The sequence below is a fragment of the Streptomyces sp. RB17 genome, assembly GCF_009604455.1.
GTDB lineage: Bacteria > Actinomycetota > Actinomycetes > Streptomycetales > Streptomycetaceae > Streptomyces.
This window is the reverse complement of the sequence record NZ_WEGL01000001.1, coordinates 236,636-257,739: the sequence shown is the minus strand read 5'-3', so window position 1 is coordinate 257,739 and position 21,104 is coordinate 236,636. Positions and strand designations below refer to the sequence as shown.

Below are 21,104 nucleotides of genomic sequence, written 5' to 3'. Positions count from 1 at the left end.
TGATCCCGCCACGGAGTCCCCCCTCCGAAGATCGGCACGACGTTCGGCAGCGTATCCGAGAGGTACGGCACCAGTATGACCGGGACCGGAGCAGGGCCCGGCGGCAGTGACGCTGTCCGTCGGTGGTCCGGGCCCGTTCGCCGTGCGCCTCCGCAACTCCGGGTGCTGTCCGTCGTACACGATCACTTCCCCGCCGCCGTGAAGGAGCATCGGAGACAATCGCGCAAAATACAGGCCAAATTGGGGCGTTTCGGGCTCGGCCTGTCTCCCGAGAGTCCCCACACCCACCCCCAGCCGGGCCAGGGCGAGTCGTCGCGCGCTGCCCGGTGGGCGATGGCCTACGACGACGCCCGCGCCACCAGCTCCGTCGGCAGTACCGCATGCTGCCGTCCCAGATCCCGGGACACGGGTGAGCGGCGGTCGGCGATCTCCGTGAGGAGGAGGTCGATCATCGCGCGGCCCATCTCCTCGATGGGCTGGCGGACGCTGGTCAGCGGCGGGTCCATGTGGCGGGCGATGGCGGAGTCGTCGTAGCCGACGAGGGCCACGTCGTCCGGTATACGACGGCCCGCCTCGCGCAGCACCTGCCGGGCGCCGCCCGCCATCACGTCCGAGCCGGCGAAGACCGCGTCCAGGTCGGGGCGGCGCTCGAGCAGCACGGACATCGCCCGGCGGCCGCCCTCCTCCGTGAAGTCCCCCAGCTCGACGAGGAGTTCCTCGGCCTCGTGACCCGCATCACGCAGGGCGTCGCGGTAGCCGTCGACGCGGCGCTGGGCGCCGTAGACGTCGAGGCGGCCGGTGATGTGCGCGATGCGGGTGCGGCCCCGGGAGAGCAGGTGCTCCACGGCCGAGCGGGCACCGCCGTAGTTGTCCGAGTCCACCGAGGTGAGCGTCTCGCCGGCCGAGCGGGGGCCGCTGATCACGGCCGGGATCTCCAGCTGGGCCAGCAGGTCGGGGAGGGGGTCGTCGGCGTGGACCGAGACCAGCAGGACGCCGTCCACCCGGTGCGCCGCCAGGTACTGCGCGAGGCGCCGACGCTCGCGGTCGCTGCCCGCGAAGATCAGCAGCAGCTGCATCTCGGTGTCGGAGAGTTCGGAGCCGACACCGCGCAGCATGTCCGAGAAGTACGGCTCCGCGAAGAAGCGGGTCTCCGGCTCGGGGACCACCAGCGCTATGGCGTCGGTGCGGTTGGCGGCGAGGGCGCGGGCGGCGGTGTTGGGGACGTAGCCGAGTTCGGCGACCGCCGCCTCGACCACGGCGCGGGTGGCGTCGCTGACCCGGGGCGAGCCGTTGATCACCCGCGAGACCGTGCCCCGGCCGACCCCGGCCCGAGCGGCGACCTCCTCGAGCGTGGGCCGACCCCCGCTGCGGCCCCGCGCTGCGTGGCTTGCCATGGGCTCCGCCTCTCTCGACCGACTCCTGATGCTGGCCTGGAATCTAACAGCACCGTTCGCTGCAGTGACCGTCCCGGCCCCCGGACCCCCTGCCTCGCCCTCGAATGCCGCACCGGCTGAATATCGTCTACCAGTGCCGTCAGGGGCACGCAGTTAACGCTCCGATAACTGAACACAGTTGCGCTGTCCGCTCCCTTGACACCCCGCCCCGGACCGGCGACTCTTCAACAGATCACTCATGGGAGCGCTCCCACACTACCTGGCACCTACACATCCCGCACGTTCCCCGCCCGAGCCGCAGCGAGTACGAACGGGCCCAATCCATGCAGTTGGCCGGGGGGTCGGCACGTCAGGCAACAGGAGGACGCAATGCGCACGAGCATCCGCCGGTCCCAGCGGCTGATGGCCCTCGCGGCCGTTGCCGCGTTGGCCACGGGGCTGCTGGCCGGCTGCGCCAAGGACTCGAACGACGGCTCGTCGGACGGCTCCGGCGGCGGAAACGGCAGTGGCAAGGGCAAGACAACGCTGACCATCGGCACCTTCGGCGTCTTCGGCTACAAGCAGGCCGGCCTCTACGACGAGTACATGAAGCTGCATCCGAACATCAACATCAAGGAGAACGTCACCACCCGCACCGACGTGTACTGGCCGAAGGTGCTCACCCGCCTCCAGGCCGGCTCCGGCACCGACGACATCCAGGCCATCGAGGTCGGCAACATCACCGAGGCCGTGCAGACGCAGGCGAGCAAGTTCGTCGACCTCGGCAAGGAGGCCGACAAGTCCCAGTGGCTGGACTGGAAGAACGCCCAGGCCACCACCAAGGACGGCAAGCTCATCGGGCTCGGCACCGACATCGGGCCGATGGCCATCTGCTACCGGAAGGACCTGTTCCAGAAGGCGGGCCTGCCCACCGACCGGACCAAGCTCGCCGAGATGTGGAAGGGCGACTGGGCCAAGTACGCCGACGTCGGCAAGGAGTACATGAAGAAGGCGCCGAAGGGCACCAAGTTCGTGGACTCCGCGGCCTCCGTCTACAACGCGGCCCTCGGCGGCGGCGGTGAGCGGTACTACGACAAGGACGGCAACGTCGTCTGGGACAAGTCGACCGGCGTGAAGAAGGCCTGGGACGTCGCCATGGACGTCGCCACCAGCGACATGTCGGCGAAGCTGAAGCAGTTCGACCCGACCTGGGACCAGGGATACGCCAACGGCACCTTCGCCACCGTCGCCTGCCCGGCCTGGATGATCGGCTACATCGAGCAGAAGTCCGGTGACTCCGGCAAGGGCAAGTGGGACGTGGCGGCGGCGCCCACCGCGGCCAACTGGGGCGGCTCCTTCCTCGGTGTGCCGACGGCGGGCAAGCACCAGAAGGAGGCCATCGCGCTGGCCAAGTGGCTGACCGCACCCGAGCAGCAGGCCAAGGTCTTCGCCAAGCAGGCCAGTTTCCCGTCGACCCCGTCGGCGTACGCGGACCTGAAGCCGGCCGCGGACACCACGGCGTACTTCTCGAACGCGCCGATCACGCAGATCTTCGCCGACTCGGCGAAGACCATCCCGGTCCAGTACTTCGGCATCAAGGACCAGCCGATCAACTCCGCGATCACCGACGTCGGCATCCTCCAGGTCGAGCAGAAGGGCAAGTCGCCGTCCCAGGGCTGGGACGCGGCGTCCAAGGAGATCAAGGACGTGCTCGGCCAGTGACCAGCTCCAAGCAGGCTCTCGCGCATCCCGCGTCGAGCGCCGACGCCGCGCCCGGCACCCCGCCGGGCGCGGCCCGGGGCGCTCACGGTCGCGGTACACCGGCGGGCGCCGACTCCTGGCGCAGCCGGCTGTACCGCTGGGACATGAAGGCGTCGCCGTACGCGTTCGTGTCCCCGTTCTTCATCCTGTTCGGGGCGTTCACGCTGGTCCCGCTGCTCTACACGGCCTGGTACTCGCTGCACGACGTGCAGCTGTCCTCTCTGGACCACCAGACCTGGGCGGGCCTGGACAACTACAAGAACCTGTGGTCCTCGGACTTCTTCTGGAACGCCCTGAAGAACACGCTGACCATCGGTGTCATCTCGACCGTGCCGCAACTGCTGGCCGCGATCGGGCTGGCGCATCTGCTGAACTACCGGCTGCGCGGCTCGACCGTCTGGCGTGTGGTGATGCTGACCCCGTACGCCACCTCGGTGGCCGCCGCGACCCTGGTGTTCACGCTGCTGTACTCGTGGGACGGCGGCATGGTCAACTGGATCCTGCACTTCTTCGGTGTGAACCCGATCAACTGGCGTGAGTCCGACTGGGGTTCACAGTTCGCGGTGTCGTCGATCGTGATCTGGCGGTGGACGGGGTACAACGCGCTGATCTACCTCGCCGCCATGCAGGCGATCCCGACCGACCTGTACGAGTCGGCGGCGCTCGACGGCGCGAACCGCTGGCAGCAGTTCCGGCACGTCACGATCCCGCAGCTGCGGCCGACGATCCTGTTCACGGTCGTGGTCTCGACGATCGGCGCGACCCAGCTCTTCGGCGAGCCGCTGCTGTTCGGCGGGGTCAGCGGGTCCAAGGGCGGCTCCGAGCACCAGTACCAGACGCTCGGCCTGTACATGTACGACCAGGGCTGGATCATCGGCAACCTCGGCAAGGCGTCCGCGATCGCCTGGTCGATGTTCCTGATCCTGTTGATCATCGCCGCGGTCAACCTGCTGCTCACCCGACGGCTGAGGAAGTCCCAATGACGACCACTGAACTGACGCTGCCCCGGAAGGCGGTCCGGCCCCGGGGCCGGATAGGCGCGGGCAAGCAGCTGCACGCGGGCCCGGTGACGTACGTCGTGCTCACCGTCTTCGCGCTGGTCTCCCTCGCCCCGCTGATATGGACGGCGATCGCCGCCTCCCGGACCGACCGGCGCCTCGCCCAGACGCCGCCGCCGCTGTGGTTCGGCGGCAACCTGTTCACCAACCTGCAGACGGCCTGGGACCAGGCGGGGCTGGGCACCGCGATGTTCAACTCGGTGATCGTGGCGGGCACGATCACCGTGAGCACGGTGCTGTTCGCCACCCTGGCCGGCTTCGCCTTCGCCAAGCTGCGGTTCCGGTTCTCCAGCCTGCTGCTCCTGCTGACCATCGGCACGATGATGATCCCGCCGCAGCTGGCCGTCGTACCGCTGTATCTGTGGATGTCCGACTTCGGCTGGTCCAACCAGCTGCAGACGGTGATCCTGCCGAGTCTGGTCACCGCCTTCGGCACGTTCTTCATGCGGCAGTACCTGGTGCAGGCGCTGCCGACGGAGCTGATCGAGGCGGCCCGGGTGGACGGGGCGAGCAGCATCAGGGTCGTCTGGCACGTGGTCTTCCCGGCGGCGCGTCCGGCCATGGCGGTGCTCGGCCTGCTGACGTTCGTGTTCGCCTGGAACGACTTCCTGTGGCCGATCATCGCCCTGAACCAGCAGAACCCGACCGTGCAGGTGGCCCTGAACTCGCTCGGCACCGGGTACGTCCCCGACCAGGCCGTGATCATGGCGGGCGCGCTCCTGGGCACGCTGCCGCTGCTGATCGCGTTCATCCTGTTCGGCAAGCAGATCGTGGGCGGGATCATGCAGGGCGCGATCAAGGGCTGACGGTCTCCTTTCCGGGGGCCGGGCCACCGCCGTCCCGGCCCCCTTCTCCCCCCGCCAACTACGCCAGGTCTCCTACGACCCCCAATGGGAGCGCTTCCATGCCTGAACCCGTTACCCCCGTGACCTTTCCTCCCGCCTTCCTCTGGGGTGCCGCGACCTCGGCGTACCAGATCGAGGGGGCGGTACGGGAGGACGGCCGCACCCCCTCGATCTGGGACACCTTCAGCCATACGCCGGGCCGGACGGCCGGCGGTGAGACCGGTGACATCGCCGTCGACCACTACCACCGCTTCCGCGACGACGTGGCGCTGATGGCGGAGCTCGGCCTGACCGCGTACCGCTTCTCGGTCTCCTGGTCCCGGGTGCAGCCCACCGGCCGGGGCCCCGCGGTCCAGCGCGGCCTGGACTTCTACCGCCGCCTGGTGGACGAACTCCTCGCCCACGGCATCAAGCCGGCGCTCACCCTCTACCACTGGGACCTGCCGCAGGAGCTGGAGGACGCGGGCGGCTGGCCGCAGCGGGACACCGCGCTCCGGTTCGCCGAGTACGCGCAGCTGGTCGGCGAGGCGCTGGGCGACCGGGTGGAGCAGTGGATCACCCTCAACGAGCCCTGGTGCAGCGCCTTCCTGGGCTACGGCTCGGGTGTGCACGCCCCCGGCCGTACCGACCCGGCGGCCTCGCTGCGCGCCGCCCACCACCTCAACCTGGCCCACGGCCTCGCGGCCTCGGCCCTCCGTTCGGTGATGCCGGCCCGCAACGAGATCGCGATCAGCCTCAACTCCTCGGTGGTACGGCCGCTTTCCCAGGACCCGGCCGACCTCGCTGCGGCCCGCCGGATCGACGACCTGGCCAACGGCGTCTTCCACGGCCCGATGCTGCACGGCGCGTACCCCGCGTCGTTGCTGGAGGCCACGGCCTCGATCACCGACTGGTCGTACGTCCTGGACGGTGACACCCGCACGATCAACGTCCCGCTGGACGCGCTGGGCCTGAACTACTACACCCCGGCCCTGGTCTCGGCCGCCTCGGGCGAGGCCAAGGGCCCCCGGGCGGACGGCCACGGCGTCAGCGAGCACTCCCCCTGGCCGGGCGCCGACGACGTGGTCTTCCACCAGACGCCGGGCGAACGCACGGAGATGGGCTGGACGATCGATCCGACGGGCCTGTACGACCTGCTTCTGCGGTACTCCCGCGAGGCGCCCGGTCTGCCGCTGTACGTCACGGAGAACGGCGCCGCCTACGACGACAAGCCCGACCCGGACGGCCGCGTCCACGATCCCGAGCGGATCGCCTACCTGCGCGGCCATCTGTCGGAGGTCCGCCGGGCCATCGCGGACGGTGCGGACGTACGCGGCTACTACCTGTGGTCCCTGATGGACAACTTCGAGTGGGCGTACGGCTACGGCAAGCGGTTCGGCGCGGTGTACGTGGACTACGCGACACTGGAGCGGACACCGAAGTCGAGTGCCCGGTGGTACGGGGAGGTCGCCCGGACGGGGACGTTGCCCGGGGTGGAGTCGGCGGCCTGACACACCTGAAGAGGGGCGCGGCAGTCCCCCCGGATTGCCGCGCCCCTCTTCAGGAGCTCTGGGGATGAGGGTCAGTTGAGGGCGCCGAACGCCTTCGAGAAGGCGAACGCGTCCTGGACGATCGAGCTGCAGGTGGGGTCGGCGGAGTTCTTGGCGCCGCCGGGGCACTGCTTGTCGCGGGCGGCGGACCACATCGACAGGCCGCCGAGGCCCTTGGACTTGGCGAAGTTCACCAGCTGGGTGGCGTCGTCCACCTTGAAGATCTCGGAGGAGACGTCGTTGACGCCGATCATCGGGGTGACCGCGACCGTCTTCCAGGCGGCGGAGTCGGACAGGCCGAGGACGCTCTTGACCTGGGCCTGGGTGGCCGTGGCGGCCTGCTGGGCATAGTCGCCCATGTCGCCGTTGTACGAGGCGCCGTAGTCCATGGCCATGATGTTGACGGTGGAGATCCTCACGCCGTTGGACTTGGCGTTCGTCAGCAGGTTCACGCCGTCCTGGGTGAGGCCCTCGGGCATCACCGGGAGGGTGAAGGAGACGTCCAGGTCCGGGTGCTGGGCCTGGAGCTTGGCGATGGCCTGGGCGCGGCGGGTGTTGGCCGTGGTGTTGGGCAGTGCGCCGCCCTCGACGTCGAAGTCCACCTTGGTCAGCTTGAACGCGTCGACCGCCTTGCCGTACGCCGCCGCCAGCGCGTCCGCCGAGGAGCAGGTGGTGGCCAGTTCGGAGCCGGAGGCGCCACCGAAGGACACCCGGACGTCGCCGCCCTTGGCGCGCAGGGAGCCGATCTGTGCGGCGACGGCGTCGCTGGTCAGGTCGGTGACACCGCCCCACTTGGGGGTGCAGCCGCCGCCGTCGGTGACGAAGGCGAGGTTGTAGTTCTTCACCCCGGTCGCGTCGGCCGCGCCGACCAGGTCGAAAGCCGGGTAGAGGGAGGTGTCGACGTACGGGGCGAAGCCGGCGGAGGCGGTGGTGCCGCTGCCGGTGGTCCGGCTCGCGGTCGGGGTGGGGGTGGCGCTCCTGGTCGGGGTCGGGGTCGCGGTGGCGCTCTTGCTCGGGGTGGCGGTGGGTGCCGGGGACGGGGACTGGGTGGGTCGGCCGCTCGGCTCGGGCGTGGCGCCGTCGTCGGCGGAGCACTGCGCGCTGTCGATACGACAGCCGGCCGGGTCGCCCTTGCCGTCGACCACGAAGCCGACGGTCACCGACTTGCCGGGGGCGAGGCCCTCGGTGTCCCACTTCGCGGGCTTCACGGTGACGTGCGATCCGCTGACGCTCGACTCGCCGTTCCACAGCGAGCTGAGCTTCGCGCCCGCCGGGAGGTCGAACTCCAGCGTCCAGGTCTTCTCGGTCTGGCCGCTGTTGTTGGTGACGACGTACTGCGCGGTGTAGCCGGTCGACCAGTCGCTGGTCTTGGTGTAGGCCGCGTTCACACCGGCCGCGTTGGCGGTGCCGCTGAGCAGGACCGCACCACCGCCGACCACGGCCGCGGCGACCAGACCGCCTATCGCCTTGTTCCTGCCACTGATCCTGCGCCGGTGCGTGCTCATGCGCGTGCCTGCCTTCGCTGTTCACGGGGGTGAGGTGCGGCAGCACGCTAGCGATCCGGAATCGGACAAACGGCCTGATCGGGACGGCCGTTGCAGACCTTAGGGTTCGCTTAAGGAAGGGATCGGGGACGATTAATGGTCGAGACCAGTGAGGACCGGTTTGCCCGTTCGGCGCCTTCGCACCCGCCCGCGCACCGGCCGCCGCCCGTCCAGCTGGAACCAGATCCGCACCTCGGTGCCGCCCAGCACGGAGGAGCCGATCCGGACGTCCCCACCGGTGGACTCGGCGAGCCGGCGCACGATGTCGAGCCCGAGGCCGGTCGAACCGGCGTTACCGGAACCGCGGCCACGGGCCATCGCGGCGTCCGGGTCGGGTATGCCGGGGCCCGCGTCGGAGATCAGCACGATCACCGCGTCCTCGCCGTTGTGCACGTCGACCGCGAAGGCCGTGCCCTCGGCGGTGTGCCGGAACACATTGCCGAGCAGGGCGTCGAGGGCGGCGGCCAGATCGGCGCGCGCCACGGGCAGGCGCACCGGCCGCTCGACGCCGGCCACCCGCCACTTGCGGCCCTCGTCCTCGGCGAGCGCGGACCAGAACTCCATGCGCTCGCGCACCACTTCGGCCGCGTCGCACCCGGCTCCGGGGCCGAGGGCGGCCGTCTGCGGCTTGGCCTCCCGGGCCGTACGGATGATGGTGTCGACCTCGCGCTCCAGCTGGGCGACCGCGGCCCGGGTCTGCTCGGCGGCCGGTCCGCCGCCCAGGGAGGCCGCGTTGAGCCGCAGCACGGTCAGCGGCGTACGCAGGCGATGCGAGAGGTCCGCCGCCAGCTCCCGCTCGTTGGCGAGGAGTTGGACGACCTGGTCGGCCATGGAGTTGAACGCCACGGCCGCGAGCCGCAGTTCGGTCGGGCCGTCCTCCGGCACCCGGGCGCCCAGCTTGCCCTCGCCCAGATCGTGCGCCCCCTTCACCAGCCGACGAGCGGGCCGCACCATGCGCACCCCGAGCCGGTCGGCGACCGCGACCGAGCCGACGATCAGCGCGAGGCCGACGGCCGCGAGCACCGCCCAGGCCGTGCCGACGCCGTTGGTCACCTCGGACTCGGGGACGTACACCTCGACGACCGCGATGTCACCGGAGCCGAGCGCGACCGGCTGCAGCAGGGTCGATCCACCGGCGACGGACGTGGTGGAGGCCCGGCCCAGTCGCCGCACCGCCTGGATGTCGCGGTCGGCGGCGCGCTGCCGGCCGAGGTCCAGCGGGGGGCCGCCGTCGGTGGCGGGCAGATGCACGGCCATCCCGGAGTCGGCGCCGGCCGAGGCCACGACCCGCTCCAGCTTGTCCCGGTCGGTGGTGATGGACAGCGCGGGTGCGACCGCGGCGGCCTCCCGCTCCGCGTTGGAGAACGCCCGGTCGCGGGCCATCTCCTTGACGACCAGCCCGAGCGGGACCGCGAATGCGACCACGACCATCGTGGTGACCGCCAGGCAGACCTTGACCAGGGCCCATCTCATCGCACCGGCTCCCCGTCCACAGTGGGTTCCGCCGGGGGTTCGAGCTTCACACCGACGCCCCGGAGCGTGTGCAGATAGCGGGGCCGGGCGGCCGTCTCCCCCAGTTTCCGGCGCAACCAGGACAGATGCACGTCGATGGTCTGGTCGTCGCCGTAGGACTGCTGCCAGACCTCGGCGAGGAGTTCCCTGCGCGGGACGACCACCCCGGGGCGGCCGGCGAGGAAGGCGAGCAGGTCGAACTCGCGGCGGGTGAGGTCGAGGCTGACCCCGTCCAGCTCGGCCTGGCGGCGCAGCGGGTCGACGGTCAGGCCGCCGACGCGCAGGACGCTGGACGGCGGGGCCTCACCGCCTCCCGGCCGGGCCCGGCGCAGCACGGCCGCGATCCGCGCGGAGAGGTGCTCGACGGAGAACGGCTTGGTCAGGTAATCGTCCGCGCCGGCGTTGAGCAGCCGGACGACCTCCGTCTCGTCGTCCCGTGCGGTGGCGATGATCACGGGGACATCCGTGATGCCGCGCAGCATCTTCAGCGCCTCGGAGCCGTCCAGGTCCGGCAGTCCGAGGTCCAGGATGACCACGTCGAAACGGAGATGGGCGACCTCGCGCAGCGCCTCCAGTGCCGTACCGACGCTGCGCACGGTGTGTGCGGCGTCGGTCAGATGCCGGATGAGCGCCGAGCGTACGAACTGGTCGTCCTCGACCACGAGCACACTTGCCATGCGCCGCACCGTACGCCATGCGGCCCACACCGGGCGGGCGCCTGTGGACAACTCGGGGCATGTGCGCGCGGCGGTGCCCCTGGGGCAGTATGGCCTGCGATGCGCAGAGGACTCGTACACGTACTGGCGTGGCTGCTCGCGACGGGAGCGGCGGTCACGCTGTCGTGGTGGGGTGTGCACACGGTGATGGCCGGGACGGCGTACGAGCCGCCGCGCGCCCTGCCGGTCACGGCCGCCGACGCCACGGCCCAGGGCTCGACGACCCTGCCCTCGCCGACGCACCGGCCGTCCCCGTCCACCAGTGCGTCGCCCCGGCGGCCGGCCCCGACCCCCACACCCGTCCGGACACCGAGCACCTCCCCCACCGCTTCCGCGTCCGGGTCGGGCCAGGTCAAGTCGTACGACACCGACGGCGGCCGGGCCGTGTTCGACCTGGGCCCGTCCAGCGCCACCCTCGTCTCGGCGACGCCCGGGACCGGCTGGTCGATGCAGGTGTGGAAGACCGAGACGTGGATCCGGGTGGAGTTCACCAGGGGCACGGACCGGGTGTCGGTGATGTGCACCTGGCACGACGGGCCGCCGCACGTGGACGTCGGGAACTACTGAGCCCGAACCCGGGTGCGCGCCGATGGACTCACCGGAACACCGACGGTGGCGGGGCCGGCGAGGCCACGGCCGCCGCGTCCGTCACGGGGGCCGCGCCGCCCGTGAAGTCCGTGAGCGGCCTGCCGTGTTCGACCCGGCCCGGGTGCGGGTCGGAGGCTGCGCGGCGGGTGAGTTCGGCGACCGGGAGCGGGGCGTCGGAGGCGACCAGGACGGCGTTGCCGAACCGCTTGCCGCGCAGCACGGCCGGGTCGGCGATCAGCGCGAGTTCGGCGAACCGGGCGGCGGCGGTGGCGATCTGGCCGCGCAGATGCGCGAGCGGCGGGCCGTCGGCGAGGTTGGCGGCGTAGACCCCGGACGGCTTCAGGGCCCGGCGGACCTCGTCCAGGAACTCGGTGGAGGTGAGATGCGCCGGGGTGCGGGCGCCGCTGAAGACGTCCGCGATGACCAGGTCAGCCCAGCCGTCCGGCACCTTGGCGAGGCCCTCACGGGCGTCCGCCGACCTGACCCGGATCCGCGCGTTCGGATCCAACGGCAGCTCCCGGCGGACCAGTTGGACCAAGGTCGCGTCACGCTCGACGACCTGCTGGGTGGAGCGGGGGCGGGTGGCGGCGGCGTACCGGGCGAGGGTGAACGCGCCGCCGCCGAGGTGCACGACGTGCACGGGCTTGCCGGGCGGGGCGACGAGGTCGATGACATGGCCGAGACGGCGCTGGTACTCGAAGGAGAGATACGCGGGGTCGTCCAGGTCGACGTGCGACTGGGGCGCGCCGTCGATCAGCAGCGTCCAGGCGCGGCCTCGGTCCGGGTCGGGCACGAGCTGTGCGAGCCCGCCGTCGACCGCCTCCACGACGGCTTCGACGGCCGCCGACCTGCGCCGTGTGCTCCTGGACCTGCCCATCCGGCCATTTTCGCAGGCCCTCGGGCCGCTCGCCGCCCCGGCGGCCGCCGGCTCCGGTGGCGGGCCCGGGCCGCCTCACTGGCAGCCGTCGGCCGCCTCGATCATCCGGGCCGCCTCCCCGAGGGCCCGGCGCAGCACCACCGGGTCGGTGGCGAGGTCGGCCTCTCCGGGCGGCAGCAGCCAGTCGGAGCCCTTCACCGGCGGCTCGGGGTTCAGCCTGAGTCCGCGCCCGTCGGTCTCCGTACAGGTGCTGCCGGGCACGTCCCAGCCGGCCGCCGTGCCGGCCGGAACCAGGAAGCCGAGGGTGGCGCAGCCGCCGTCGTGCAGCACGGGCCCCATCGCCTCACCGGCGCCGCGCCGCAGGATGTCGACCGCCTCGAATCCCTGCCGGGCCGGCACCGTCACGAGGTCGCAGGCCGACGCGTCCCCCTCGGCCGACGACGGCGACGTACACGGTTCGTTGCTCTGGCTGGACTCCCTGGTCTCCATGCCGGCCTCCACCACACAGCCCTGTTGCGGTCCATCGACTCCAACGCGCGATCGCGTCAACGGCTACGGCACAAGTGCGCCGCAAAGGATGGCACTTCATGGCAGATCGTGGATGAGATATCCGGTTTGTAGCCAAACACAGCGTGGCGGGTCCTTCACAGCAGGTACGTTCATGCCCGCCGGAACCAGGGCGTCACTCGGACAACTCGTCCCGAATCCGCCCCGGATCCGGCATGGTTCGACGGTTCGCACGAGAGGACCCGGCCATGGCGTCGTCAACCGAGACCGCGTCACAGCCCGAACGGCCACCCCGGCCGAACCTCGCCTTCCGGCGACTGCGCGGCAGGCGCTCACCCGCCGAGTTCGCGGCGCTCGTACGACGCGCCGCGCGCGAGATCGGTGAGCGGGTGAGCTGTGACGCGCGGTACGTCGGCAGGGTCGAGGCGGGCGAGATCCGCTGCCCCAACTACGCCTACGAACGGGTGTTCCTGCACATGTTCCCCGGCCGCACCCTCACCGACCTCGGCTTCGCGCCCCGTTCGGCCGTACGCGGCCGCGCGGCGCGTCCGGCGGCTGAGGTGCCCGGGCAACCCGGTGCCGCGGAGCCGCCCGGTGAGTCGCGGGGGGCCTTCGAACCGTATGACACGCAAGACCCGTGCGGCGCACCAGAACCGTACGTGAAAGACCATCTGAACCACGAGGAGAGCGACGTGCTGCGTCGCGCATTCATGACCGGCGGCGGCGCCACCGTGGCCGCCGCCACGCTGAGCCCGCTGGGGCTCACCACGGACGCCACGGCCGCGGTCCGGACCGCTCGCCGGCCCGGAACCCCGGAGGCGCTGGCCCTGGAGGAGGCCGTCCGTCGGATCCGGCTGCTCGACGACCGGCACGGCGCGGACGGCCTCTACCGGCGCGCTGCGGCTCCGTTGCGCGCGGCCTACGCGCTGCTGGACGCCGGCGCGACCCGGCAGACCACCGCCGAACGGCTGCACTCGGGCGCCGGTGAACTCGCGATCTCCGTGGGCTGGCTGGCGCACGACTCCGGCCGCTTCGACGACGCACGCTCGCACTACGCGGAGGCGCTGGCCACGGCCCGGATGACCGGGGATCCGGGGCTGGAGGCGCACGCCTTCTGCAACACCGCGTTCCTGGCCCGGGACGCGGGCCGCCCCCGCGAGGCGGTCCGCGCCGCGCAGGCCGCCCAGCGCGCCGCCGCTCCACTGGGCTCGGCCCGCCTGATGTCCCTGCTCGCGCTGCGTGAGGCCGGCGGCTGGGCGGGGCTCGCCGACCGCACCGCCTGCGAACAGGCCCTCGTCCGGGCCCAGGCCCTCTTCACCCGGGGCCGCTCGGACGCCGACCCCGAATGGATGAGCTTCTACGGAGAGGCAGAGCTGGAGGGGCTGGAGGCGCAGTGCTGGTCCATGCTGGGCGACTGGCGGCGGGCGGCCCGGCACGCGCGCCGTGCGGCGCATCTGCAGGATCCGCACTTCACGCGCAACATCGCGCTCTACACCGCGGAACTGGCCGACGACCTGGCCCGTGAGGGGCGGCCGGACGAGGCGGCCGCCGCGGGCTTGCAGGTGCTGTCGCTGCTGGACCAGGTCCAGTCCTCACGGATCCAGAGCATGCTGGCGGGGACGGCGCGGGTGCTGTTGCCTCACCGGCGCGCCTCGGGGGTCTCCGAGTTCCTCGACCGGCATGCTTCGGTGCCGAGGACGGGGCGGGCGTAGGCGGTACGGGAGAGTGTTTCTATCCCGCCAGGTGCCCCAGGTCGTTCCAGCTCTCGATCGCCGGCTCCCCGTACGCCCAGCCCAGCACGGACAGCGAGGTCGGGTTCAGGCGTATCCGGGCCGCGAAGTCCAGCGGGAGGCCCAGCCAGCGCGCGCCGATGGAGCGGAGGATGTGGCCGTGGGCGAAGACCAGGACGTCGCGGTCGGCCGAGCGGGCCCAGGCCACCACCTCGTCCGCGCGTGCGGTCACCTCGGCGAGGCTCTCACCCTCCGGCACCCCGTCCCGCCAGATCAGCCACCCCGGCCGCACCGCCTGGATCTCGGCCGGCGTCATGCCCTCATACGCGCCGTAGTCCCACTCCATGAGCGTGTCCCACGGGGTGGCCCGGTCGCCGAAACCGGCGAGTTCGCACGTCTCACGCGCGCGCACCAGCGGGCTGGTGCGCACCTCGGCCCCCGGCAGCCCGTCCAGCGGGGCCCGGTGCAGTCGCTCGCCGAGCAGCTTGGCTCCCCGCCGGCCCTCCTCCAGCAGGGGCACGTCGGTCCTGCCGGTGTGCTTGCCGGACAGTGACCATTCCGTCTGTCCGTGCCGGGCCAGCAGGATGCGCGGTGCCATGAGAGACCTTTCCGGAAGCGAAGGGACCCTCCCATCATCGCTCACCCCCGGTCGGGGCAACCTGGGGGGCGATCTCGGCGTCTTTGTGGGCCGGAGCGCCCTCAGGGGCGGGATACGGACACCGTAAAGTGGCACGGTCGCCCTCCAGGGGGCGCGCCGTACTGCAGAAGGGGGAGGGCGATCAGATGCCGCAGACCGAGACACCGGGCACCGAAGGGGTCCCGCGTACCGGGCTGCGCTGGTGGACCGAGCTGCCTCTGATCCTCCTCGTCTACGGCTGCTACTCGGCCGGCCGCCTCCTGGCCCGCGGGGACGTCTCCTCCGCCGTCGACCACGGCCTGGCGATCCTGCGCATCGAGAAGGTCCTGGACCTCAACGCCGAGCACCCGCTCAACCGGCTGTTCACGCGCGAGCCCTGGCTCGGGGTGCCGGCCGACTTCTGGTACGCCTCGCTGCACTACCTGATCACGCCCGCCCTCCTCGTCTGGCTGTTCCGGACCCGCGCCGAGCACTACCGGCGGGCCCGCACCTGGCTGATGACGTCCACGTTCATCGGCCTGATCGGCTTCACCCTGCTGCCGACCTGCCCGCCCCGGCTGCTGTCCGACGGCCACGGCTTCGTGGACACCATGGCCCACTACAGCTCGTACGGCTGGTGGGGCGGCGAGGCGAGCGCGCCGCGCGGCATGGGCGGGATGACCAACCAGTACGCGGCCATGCCGAGCCTGCACGTCGGCTGGGCGCTGTGGTGCGGTGTGATGCTGTGGCGGCACGGCGGCACGCGCGTGGCGAAGATCCTCGGCGTGCTCTATCCGCTGGGCACCGCGCTCGTGGTGATGGGTACCGCCAACCACTACTTCCTGGACGCGGTCGCGGGCGTCGCCGTGATGGGCGTCGGCCTGCTGCTCGCGCCGCGCGTGACGCGGGTCGCGGACCTGGTCCGGGACCGCCTGTTCCCGCGCCGCACACCGGTCACGGACGGCACGGGTTCCCCGATTGTCAGTGGCGGATGCCAGACTTCCGCGGGTGAGCGAATTCCACGGCAGCGCGAGTCGCGGCTCGACGCCGGGGCCGAACCGGACGCCTCCCCCAGCGACGCGGGCGAAGGGGCTGCGGCACCGGCTCGCTGAGCTGCGCGGTCCCGACGTACCGGCCAAGGCCCTGGATGCGCGCGCCCTCGCGGCGCTCGCCGCGAACCCCGGGTGCGCGCGGCGGGCGATCCTGGACGGCGCCGGGGTGGACAAGGCACGGCTGGCGAGCGCGCTGGGCGCGCCGTCCGCGTTCGGCCAGTCGCAGTTCGCGCTGACCCGCGGGAACGCGTTCGAGGCGAAGGTGAAGGCCGACGGCGGCGCGGAGCTGCTGCGGCTGGCGCACGCCCGCCTCGACCCGGGCGCCGCACCGCCCGAGGGGGCCGCCGTACCCGACCTGAGCGCGCACGGCCCCGAGGGGCGTGCGGCCCGTACGGCGCTGGCGCTGCGCGAGGCCGCGCGGGCGGGCGGCTGGACGCTGCTGGACCACCCGATGCTCGCCCTGGACGTGGCCGGCTCGCTCGCCTTCCTGGAGCCGGACGCGGTGGTGGTGCACCCGGACGGCAGCTGGTCGGTGGTGGAGATCAAGTCCTTCCCGATGCTGGACGGTTCGGCGGACCCGTCGAAGGTCGGCGCGGCGGCCCGGCAGGCGGCGGTGTACGTGCTGGCCCTGGAGGAGGTCGCCGCGCGGCTCGATGCCGTTCCGGTCGTACGGCACCGGATCCTGCTGGTGTGCCCGAAGGACTTCTCCAACCTGCCCGCGGCGTCCGCCGTCGACATCCGCAAGCAGCGCGCGGTCACCGCCCGCCAGCTGACCCGGCTCACCCGGATCGAGGAGATCGCCCGGACCCTGCCCGAGGGCACCTGCTTCGCACCCGACCGCGGTGCCGAGGAGCTGACGGAGGCCGTGGCGGCGGTCCCGGCGACGTACGCACCCGAGTGCCTTTCCGCGTGCGAACTGGCCTTCCACTGCCGGGAACGCTCCCGCGAGGAGGGTGCCGTCACCCGTCTGGGCCGGCCGCTGCGCGCGGAGCTGGGCGGTCTGACCACGGTCGAGGACGTCCTCGCGGCGGCCCACGGCGAGCAGGGCGACCCGGACGACCCGGCGGTCGCGGCCCTGCGCCGCGCGGCGGCCCTGCGCGCGGAGGCGCTGGCGAGCGCGGAACCACCGGCGCGTGCGGAGGCGCTGACGGACGCGGCCCACCGGGAGGTCGCCCCGTGTCCCTGATCGCCACCCTCGCCCGGCTCGAGGCCGTCAGCAGCGGCCGCGCCCAGCCCGCCGCGACCGTCCGGCACCGGCATCTGTCGGCACGCCCGCTGGTGTTCGTGCCGCTCACCACCGCCGGTGAGGCGGGCGCCCCGCTCGGCGCGCTGGTCGGCACCGACCGGGACGCGCCCCGCCTGCTGGTCGTCCCGCAGCCCCGCGACCGCGACCTGCGTTTCTCCTTCCTCGCCGACCTCGCCGACGTCGTCCTGCCGTACATCGACTCCTGTGCCGGGTCCGTGGAGGCGGCCGAGCGCACCGAGACCGACCCGGAGACCGGCAAGCGGGTCAAGGTCGAGGTCGAGCTGTGCGCGGACGCCGCCCAGCTGATCGTGCCGAGCCGGGCCGGCCTGGACTTCGTGCGGCTGCTGGGCCGCTCGATGCGGTTCCGCCGTACCGCCGAGCAGGACCCGCAGACCCCCCATCCGGCGCCGCCCCGGGTGCCGCTGCTCGGCCGCTGGCTCACCCACTACGGCGAGCGGTCCCGGGTCCCCGGCTCCTCCCTCCTGCTCGCCCTGACCGATGTGCTGTCCCGGCACTGGGCGACCGGCCAGTCCGGCCTGGAGGACCAGCACCTGGGCGCGCTGCTCGCCTGGATCGACCCCCCGGAGGGCGAATCCGGCGCCGAGGCCGCGCGCCGGGCCGAGCTGGCGCGGAACCCCGCCGGCCAGTTGCTGTGCCCGCCGGCCGGTCCCGCCACCGACCCGGCGTTCGACAACGAGCTGCTGGCCCCGGCGATCGAACGCTACGACCGCGCGCGCACCGCGCTCGCCGCCGCCGAGGACGCCCTGGCCGCCGACGACCGGCTCGCCGCGCTCACCGCGGCCGAGCGGGAGGTCCGCGACCTGGTGGCGAGCCGCACCCGGCCCACCTGGGACGCCGTGTGGCGGGGCCTGGACCTGCTGCGGGCGCTGCCGGAGGGCGCGCATGTGGCCGAGCGCTGGACCCGGGACCGCTGGTCCTTCACCGGGCACCGCGACCGGGTGCTGGCGGGCGAGCCGCCGCAGCCGCGCCGGGACGACGCGGTGACGGCGGCGAACAAGCTGGCCACGCGCGAGCGCGAGCAGGCCCGGCTGGAGGCGCAGGAGGCGCTGGACGACCCGCTGGTGATGGCGGGGCGGCGGCTGGCCGGGGAGGCGTTCGCGGGCGAGGTGACCGACGTCGTGATGGCGTACAGCGAGGGCAAGCGGCCGAGCCCGCGCCCGCTGGTGACGGTCCGCACGGACGACCGGCCGCATCTCGCCGAGCGGGCGAAGGCGTACCGCTCGCTGGGCGGCAAACCGCAGTCGGCGGAGTTCGTCGGCTACGAGACCGAAGGCGTCCTGGTCCTGCGCGTCCTGGACAAGATGGGCCGCGGCAAGGAGCCCGAGCCCGGTTCGGTTCCGGAGAAGGGCGACCGGATCTGCTTCACCCTCTTCGAGCACGAGCAGCGCGGCGGCGCGAAGCTGCCCGACCCGGAGGAGACCCCGTGGACGCACGGCGGCCCGCCCGGTGAGGCCGTGTCGGAGGCCGCCGATCCCATCACCGAGGAGGACGTACTTTGACGACGGTCGACTTCGACCCCGGAGCCGCTGCCGCCCGCGCCACCGACGCGATCCTCCACGACACCCTGCACGGCTCCGAGCGCGGTGTGGTCGTGGACTCCCCGCCCGGCGCCGGCAAGTCGACGCTCGTGGTCCGCGCGGCCCTCGAACTGGCCGAGGCGGGCCGCCCGTTGATGGTGGTGGCACAGACGAACGCCCAGGTGGACGACCTTGTCCTCCGGCTCGCCGAGAAGAACCCGGAGCTGCCGGTCGGCCGCCTGCACAGCAGTGACACCGACCCCTACGACAAGGCGCTGGACGACCTGCCGCAGGTCCGCACGTCGGCGAAGGCGGCCGACCTGAACGGCCTGCAGGTGGTCCTGTCCACGGCCGCGAAGTGGGCGCACGTCACGGTGGACGAGCCGTGGCGGCACGCGATCGTGGACGAGGCGTACCAGATGCGCTCGGACTCCCTGCTGGCCGTGGCGGGCCTGTTCGAGCGGGCGCTGTTCGTCGGTGACCCCGGGCAGCTGGACCCGTTCGCGATCGTCGGCAGCGAGCAGTGGGCGGGCCTGTCGTACGACCCCTCGGCGTCCGCCGTGACCACTCTGCTGGCCCACAACCCCGGCCTTCCCCAGCACCGCCTCCCGGTCTCCTGGCGCCTGCCCGCGTCGGCGGCGCCCCTCGTCTCCGACGCGTTCTACCCGTACACGCCCTTCCGCAGCGGCACCGGCCACGGCGACCGCCAGCTGACCTTCGCGGTCCGCTCGGACGGCTCCGGCCCGGACCAGGTGATCGACGAGGCGGCGGAATCCGGCTGGGGCCTGCTGGAACTGCCCGCCCGGCACACCCCGCGCACGGACCCGGAGGCGGTGCGGGCGGTGGCGACGGTGGTACGCCGACTGCTGGACAGAGGCGGCGCGGCGCTCTCCGAGCGCTCGGACGACCCCACCCCGCTCACGGCCGACCGCATCGCCGTCGGCACGGCCCACCGCGACCAGGCGGCCGCGGTGCGCACGGCGCTCGCCGAGCTGGGCGTGACGGACGTAACGGTGGACACCGCGAACCGTCTCCAGGGCCGGGAGTACGACGTCACGGTCGTCCTGCACCCGCTCTCCGGTCGCCCCGACGCCACCGCCTTCCATCTGGAGACCGGCCGCCTGTGCGTCCTGGCCTCCCGGCACCGCCACGCCTGCATCGTGGTCTGCCGCGCGGGCGTCGGCGACCTCCTGGACGCCTACCCCTCCACGGAACCGGTCCAGCTGGGCACGCTGGTGAAGTTTCCCGACGGCTGGGAGGCGAACCACGCGGTGCTCGCGCATCTGGCGGAGCACAGGGTGAGCCGGTGGACTTGAGGGCCTCTTGCGGGGGCGCGGGACAATGGACGGTGGCCCACCTGAAGGCGGTGCCCAGCGAAACCGTACGAGGAGGAGACAGGACATGGCGGAGCCCACGCCGCGTCGTAACGAACCGCGGCTACGCCCCGCGCCTCTGATCTTCGAGCCCGCGGAGGCGGCCGGCGATCCCGAGCACTTCTTCGACCTGGAGTCGATCGAGGATCCGCGGGCGCTGCTGTCCCGGGCCACGGAGCTGACCCAGGCGTTCCGCGCGGCCGCCGACCGGGCCGTGGAGTTCCAGGCCGTCGCGGCGGCCCAGCTCGCCGACCCGCGCCGGTTCGACCGGCTGACCGCGGCGGACATCGCCGAGCGCGCGGAGTGGACCGAGGACTACGCGAAGAGGATGGTCGAGTTCGGCCGGGATCTGATGCGCGGGAACGCCGAGGGACGGACGTCCCCCGATCCCGTGTGACCCCGCGGCCGCGTCAACCCGAATCCCTTGAGTAACCCGTCTGGCATATGCCAGGCGGGCAAGATACTCCTCCCCCACCGTCTCTGTCCCGATTTTCGGCAACTCAGAAGAACCGCCCGCTCACGCCCGGTACATCTGGGTGGCATGAGCAGCGCACCGAACGTCACCCGCGTCACCTCCGACGGCGTCACCTGGCTCGCCTCGGCGGCCACGTACCCGCGCAGCACGCTGACCCTGTGGGAGGAGCGCCCGGACGCCCCGGTGGTCCTGCCCTGCGGCACCGTCTTCGACGTGGTGAGCGCGCCGGCGATCTTCGGCCGCCGGATGCTGGACCGGCTGTGGGACGACGGCCCGGGCTCGGGCCCGGTCGCGGTGTTCCGGGGCCGCGTACTGCTGTTCGCCGCGCCGGGCACAGCCCAGCGGCTGCCCTCGCTGCTGGCGTGGGAGGAATGGGGCTCCAACCGTACGGAGGCGGTGCCGCCGCTGCTGTGCCACGGCACGGGCGACGCGGTGACCGTCCCGGCGCCGGCCGCCTGCGACACCCCCGGCGAGTCCCGCTGGCTGGTCGCCCCGGACACGCGTCATCCCTGGCTGCCGGGCCCGGAGGTGGTCCTCTGGGCGGCCGTACGGGCGGCCCGCGCGGCGGTGCGGATATCGATTTTTCCTCCCGCCGACCAGGATGCTAAGGTCTACGACGTCAGCAGGCGCCGCTAGCTCAGTTGGTTAGAGCAGCTGACTCTTAATCAGCGGGTCCGGGGTTCGAGTCCCTGGCGGCGCACGATGGCGATGGCGAGGCATGTCCGCGGAAGGCGCGGACGGTCCTCGCCATCTCTGTTTTTGCG

Annotated in this window: 19 protein-coding genes and 1 tRNA gene; 13 read left to right on the top strand and 7 right to left on the bottom strand. The window is 72.4% G+C overall.

Translation table 11 applies throughout. From position 1 onward, the window contains the following. Positions 1-338: 338 nt before the first annotated feature. Entirely contained in the window at positions 339-1,394 is a 1,056-nt protein-coding gene (locus SRB17_RS01195; RefSeq protein ID WP_153533835.1) for a LacI family DNA-binding transcriptional regulator, read from the bottom strand. Between the two features lie 369 nt (positions 1,395-1,763). Here SRB17_RS01195 and SRB17_RS01190 point away from each other — a divergent pair, with 369 nt between their 5' ends. The 4 genes from SRB17_RS01190 (at position 1,764) to SRB17_RS01175 (ending at position 6,527) form a co-directional block, all read left to right on the top strand. Further along, positions 1,764-3,095 carry an ABC transporter substrate-binding protein gene (locus SRB17_RS01190; protein ID WP_153535509.1) on the top strand — a complete coding sequence of 444 codons (1,332 nt, stop codon included), beginning with the start codon at positions 1,764-1,766 and terminating at the stop codon, positions 3,093-3,095. Next, a complete protein-coding gene (locus SRB17_RS01185; RefSeq protein ID WP_323374810.1) occupies positions 3,092-4,117 on the top strand; it encodes a sugar ABC transporter permease in 1,026 nt (341 codons plus the stop codon). Before SRB17_RS01190 ends, SRB17_RS01185 begins: the two co-directional genes overlap by 4 nt. Beyond that, a complete protein-coding gene (locus SRB17_RS01180) occupies positions 4,114-4,998 on the top strand; it encodes a carbohydrate ABC transporter permease (RefSeq protein ID WP_153533833.1) in 885 nt (294 codons plus the stop codon). The genes SRB17_RS01185 and SRB17_RS01180 overlap by 4 nt, the downstream gene beginning before the upstream one ends. Before the next feature lie 98 nt (positions 4,999-5,096). Next, positions 5,097-6,527, top strand: coding sequence for a GH1 family beta-glucosidase (locus SRB17_RS01175; protein ID WP_153533831.1), 1,431 nt, complete (start codon positions 5,097-5,099; stop codon positions 6,525-6,527). A 71-nt stretch (positions 6,528-6,598) separates the two neighbouring features. On the opposite strand, the gene SRB17_RS01170 is transcribed toward SRB17_RS01175, so the two are convergent. From SRB17_RS01170 to SRB17_RS01160, 3 genes are all read right to left on the bottom strand, one after another. Next, positions 6,599-8,071, bottom strand: coding sequence for a cellulose binding domain-containing protein (locus SRB17_RS01170; protein WP_153533829.1), 1,473 nt, complete (start codon positions 8,069-8,071; stop codon positions 6,599-6,601). 132 nt (positions 8,072-8,203) lie between these two features. Then, positions 8,204-9,583 carry a sensor histidine kinase gene (locus SRB17_RS01165; protein WP_153533827.1) on the bottom strand — a complete coding sequence of 460 codons (1,380 nt, stop codon included), beginning with the start codon at positions 9,581-9,583 and terminating at the stop codon, positions 8,204-8,206. Continuing rightward, the gene (locus SRB17_RS01160) at positions 9,580-10,299 is read right to left on the bottom strand and encodes a response regulator transcription factor (protein ID WP_153533825.1); all 720 of its coding nucleotides are present in this window, start codon (positions 10,297-10,299) and stop codon (positions 9,580-9,582) included. The genes SRB17_RS01165 and SRB17_RS01160 overlap by 4 nt, the downstream gene beginning before the upstream one ends. A 99-nt stretch (positions 10,300-10,398) precedes the next feature. On the opposite strand from SRB17_RS01160, the gene SRB17_RS01155 reads away from it, so the two are divergent. Continuing rightward, the gene (locus SRB17_RS01155) at positions 10,399-10,905 is read left to right on the top strand and encodes a hypothetical protein (RefSeq protein ID WP_153533823.1); all 507 of its coding nucleotides are present in this window, start codon (positions 10,399-10,401) and stop codon (positions 10,903-10,905) included. A gap of 28 nt (positions 10,906-10,933) precedes the next feature. On the opposite strand, the gene SRB17_RS01150 is transcribed toward SRB17_RS01155, so the two are convergent. Continuing rightward, positions 10,934-11,803, bottom strand: coding sequence for a spermidine synthase (locus SRB17_RS01150; protein ID WP_153533821.1), 870 nt, complete (start codon positions 11,801-11,803; stop codon positions 10,934-10,936). Between the two features lie 75 nt (positions 11,804-11,878). After that, a complete protein-coding gene (locus SRB17_RS01145; protein ID WP_153533819.1) occupies positions 11,879-12,292 on the bottom strand; it encodes a hypothetical protein in 414 nt (137 codons plus the stop codon). Positions 12,293-12,558: 266 nt separating this feature from the next. On the opposite strand from SRB17_RS01145, the gene SRB17_RS01140 reads away from it, so the two are divergent. Next, positions 12,559-14,022, top strand: a complete 1,464-nt coding sequence (locus SRB17_RS01140; protein ID WP_153533817.1) for a hypothetical protein — start codon at positions 12,559-12,561, stop codon at positions 14,020-14,022. Positions 14,023-14,041: 19 nt separating this feature from the next. On the opposite strand, the gene SRB17_RS01135 is transcribed toward SRB17_RS01140, so the two are convergent. Continuing rightward, positions 14,042-14,638 carry a histidine phosphatase family protein gene (locus SRB17_RS01135; protein WP_153533815.1) on the bottom strand — a complete coding sequence of 199 codons (597 nt, stop codon included), beginning with the start codon at positions 14,636-14,638 and terminating at the stop codon, positions 14,042-14,044. Positions 14,639-14,823: 185 nt separating this feature from the next. On the opposite strand from SRB17_RS01135, the gene SRB17_RS01130 reads away from it, so the two are divergent. The 7 genes from SRB17_RS01130 to SRB17_RS01100 all read left to right on the top strand — a co-directional run bounded on the left by SRB17_RS01130 (position 14,824) and on the right by SRB17_RS01100 (position 21,040). Beyond that, positions 14,824-15,768 (top strand): phosphatase PAP2 family protein, encoded by a 945-nt coding sequence (locus tag SRB17_RS01130; RefSeq protein ID WP_153533813.1) that lies wholly within the window; start codon positions 14,824-14,826, stop codon positions 15,766-15,768. Further along, positions 15,665-16,894 carry a hypothetical protein gene (locus tag SRB17_RS01125; protein WP_416237011.1) on the top strand — a complete coding sequence of 410 codons (1,230 nt, stop codon included), beginning with the start codon at positions 15,665-15,667 and terminating at the stop codon, positions 16,892-16,894. The genes SRB17_RS01130 and SRB17_RS01125 overlap by 104 nt, the downstream gene beginning before the upstream one ends. After that, positions 16,885-18,474: a hypothetical protein gene (locus tag SRB17_RS01120; RefSeq protein WP_323374809.1), complete on the top strand. Its 1,590-nt coding sequence runs from the start codon at positions 16,885-16,887 to the stop codon at positions 18,472-18,474. Before SRB17_RS01125 ends, SRB17_RS01120 begins: the two co-directional genes overlap by 10 nt. Then, positions 18,471-19,808, top strand: coding sequence for an AAA domain-containing protein (locus SRB17_RS01115; protein WP_153533811.1), 1,338 nt, complete (start codon positions 18,471-18,473; stop codon positions 19,806-19,808). Before SRB17_RS01120 ends, SRB17_RS01115 begins: the two co-directional genes overlap by 4 nt. An 85-nt stretch (positions 19,809-19,893) precedes the next feature. Continuing rightward, entirely contained in the window at positions 19,894-20,262 is a 369-nt protein-coding gene (locus SRB17_RS01110; RefSeq protein WP_153533809.1) for a hypothetical protein, read from the top strand. Positions 20,263-20,406: 144 nt separating this feature from the next. Continuing rightward, positions 20,407-20,976: a bifunctional DNA primase/polymerase gene (locus tag SRB17_RS01105; protein ID WP_153533807.1), complete on the top strand. Its 570-nt coding sequence runs from the start codon at positions 20,407-20,409 to the stop codon at positions 20,974-20,976. Further along, a tRNA-Lys gene (locus tag SRB17_RS01100) sits at positions 20,967-21,040 on the top strand. The genes SRB17_RS01105 and SRB17_RS01100 overlap by 10 nt, the downstream gene beginning before the upstream one ends. The last annotated feature ends 64 nt before the right edge of the window (positions 21,041-21,104 follow it).

Excerpts from the sequence above, each read along its gene's own strand:
- SRB17_RS01195 (WP_153533835.1), bottom strand. The coding sequence starts at position 1,394 with ATGGCAAGCCACGCAGCGCGGGGCCGCAGCGGGGGTCGGCCCACGCTC.
- SRB17_RS01190 (WP_153535509.1), top strand. The coding sequence starts at position 1,764 with ATGCGCACGAGCATCCGCCGGTCCCAGCGGCTGATGGCCCTCGCGGCC.
- SRB17_RS01180 (WP_153533833.1), top strand. The coding sequence starts at position 4,114 with ATGACGACCACTGAACTGACGCTGCCCCGGAAGGCGGTCCGGCCCCGG.
- SRB17_RS01175 (WP_153533831.1), top strand. The coding sequence starts at position 5,097 with ATGCCTGAACCCGTTACCCCCGTGACCTTTCCTCCCGCCTTCCTCTGG.
- SRB17_RS01170 (WP_153533829.1), bottom strand. The coding sequence starts at position 8,071 with ATGAGCACGCACCGGCGCAGGATCAGTGGCAGGAACAAGGCGATAGGC.
- SRB17_RS01165 (WP_153533827.1), bottom strand. The coding sequence starts at position 9,583 with ATGAGATGGGCCCTGGTCAAGGTCTGCCTGGCGGTCACCACGATGGTC.
- SRB17_RS01160 (WP_153533825.1), bottom strand. The coding sequence starts at position 10,299 with ATGGCAAGTGTGCTCGTGGTCGAGGACGACCAGTTCGTACGCTCGGCG.
- SRB17_RS01155 (WP_153533823.1), top strand. The coding sequence starts at position 10,399 with ATGCGCAGAGGACTCGTACACGTACTGGCGTGGCTGCTCGCGACGGGA.
- SRB17_RS01150 (WP_153533821.1), bottom strand. The coding sequence starts at position 11,803 with ATGGGCAGGTCCAGGAGCACACGGCGCAGGTCGGCGGCCGTCGAAGCC.
- SRB17_RS01145 (WP_153533819.1), bottom strand. The coding sequence starts at position 12,292 with ATGGAGACCAGGGAGTCCAGCCAGAGCAACGAACCGTGTACGTCGCCG.
- SRB17_RS01140 (WP_153533817.1), top strand. The coding sequence starts at position 12,559 with ATGGCGTCGTCAACCGAGACCGCGTCACAGCCCGAACGGCCACCCCGG.
- SRB17_RS01135 (WP_153533815.1), bottom strand. The coding sequence starts at position 14,638 with ATGGCACCGCGCATCCTGCTGGCCCGGCACGGACAGACGGAATGGTCA.
- SRB17_RS01130 (WP_153533813.1), top strand. The coding sequence starts at position 14,824 with ATGCCGCAGACCGAGACACCGGGCACCGAAGGGGTCCCGCGTACCGGG.
- SRB17_RS01110 (WP_153533809.1), top strand. The coding sequence starts at position 19,894 with ATGGCGGAGCCCACGCCGCGTCGTAACGAACCGCGGCTACGCCCCGCG.
- SRB17_RS01105 (WP_153533807.1), top strand. The coding sequence starts at position 20,407 with ATGAGCAGCGCACCGAACGTCACCCGCGTCACCTCCGACGGCGTCACC.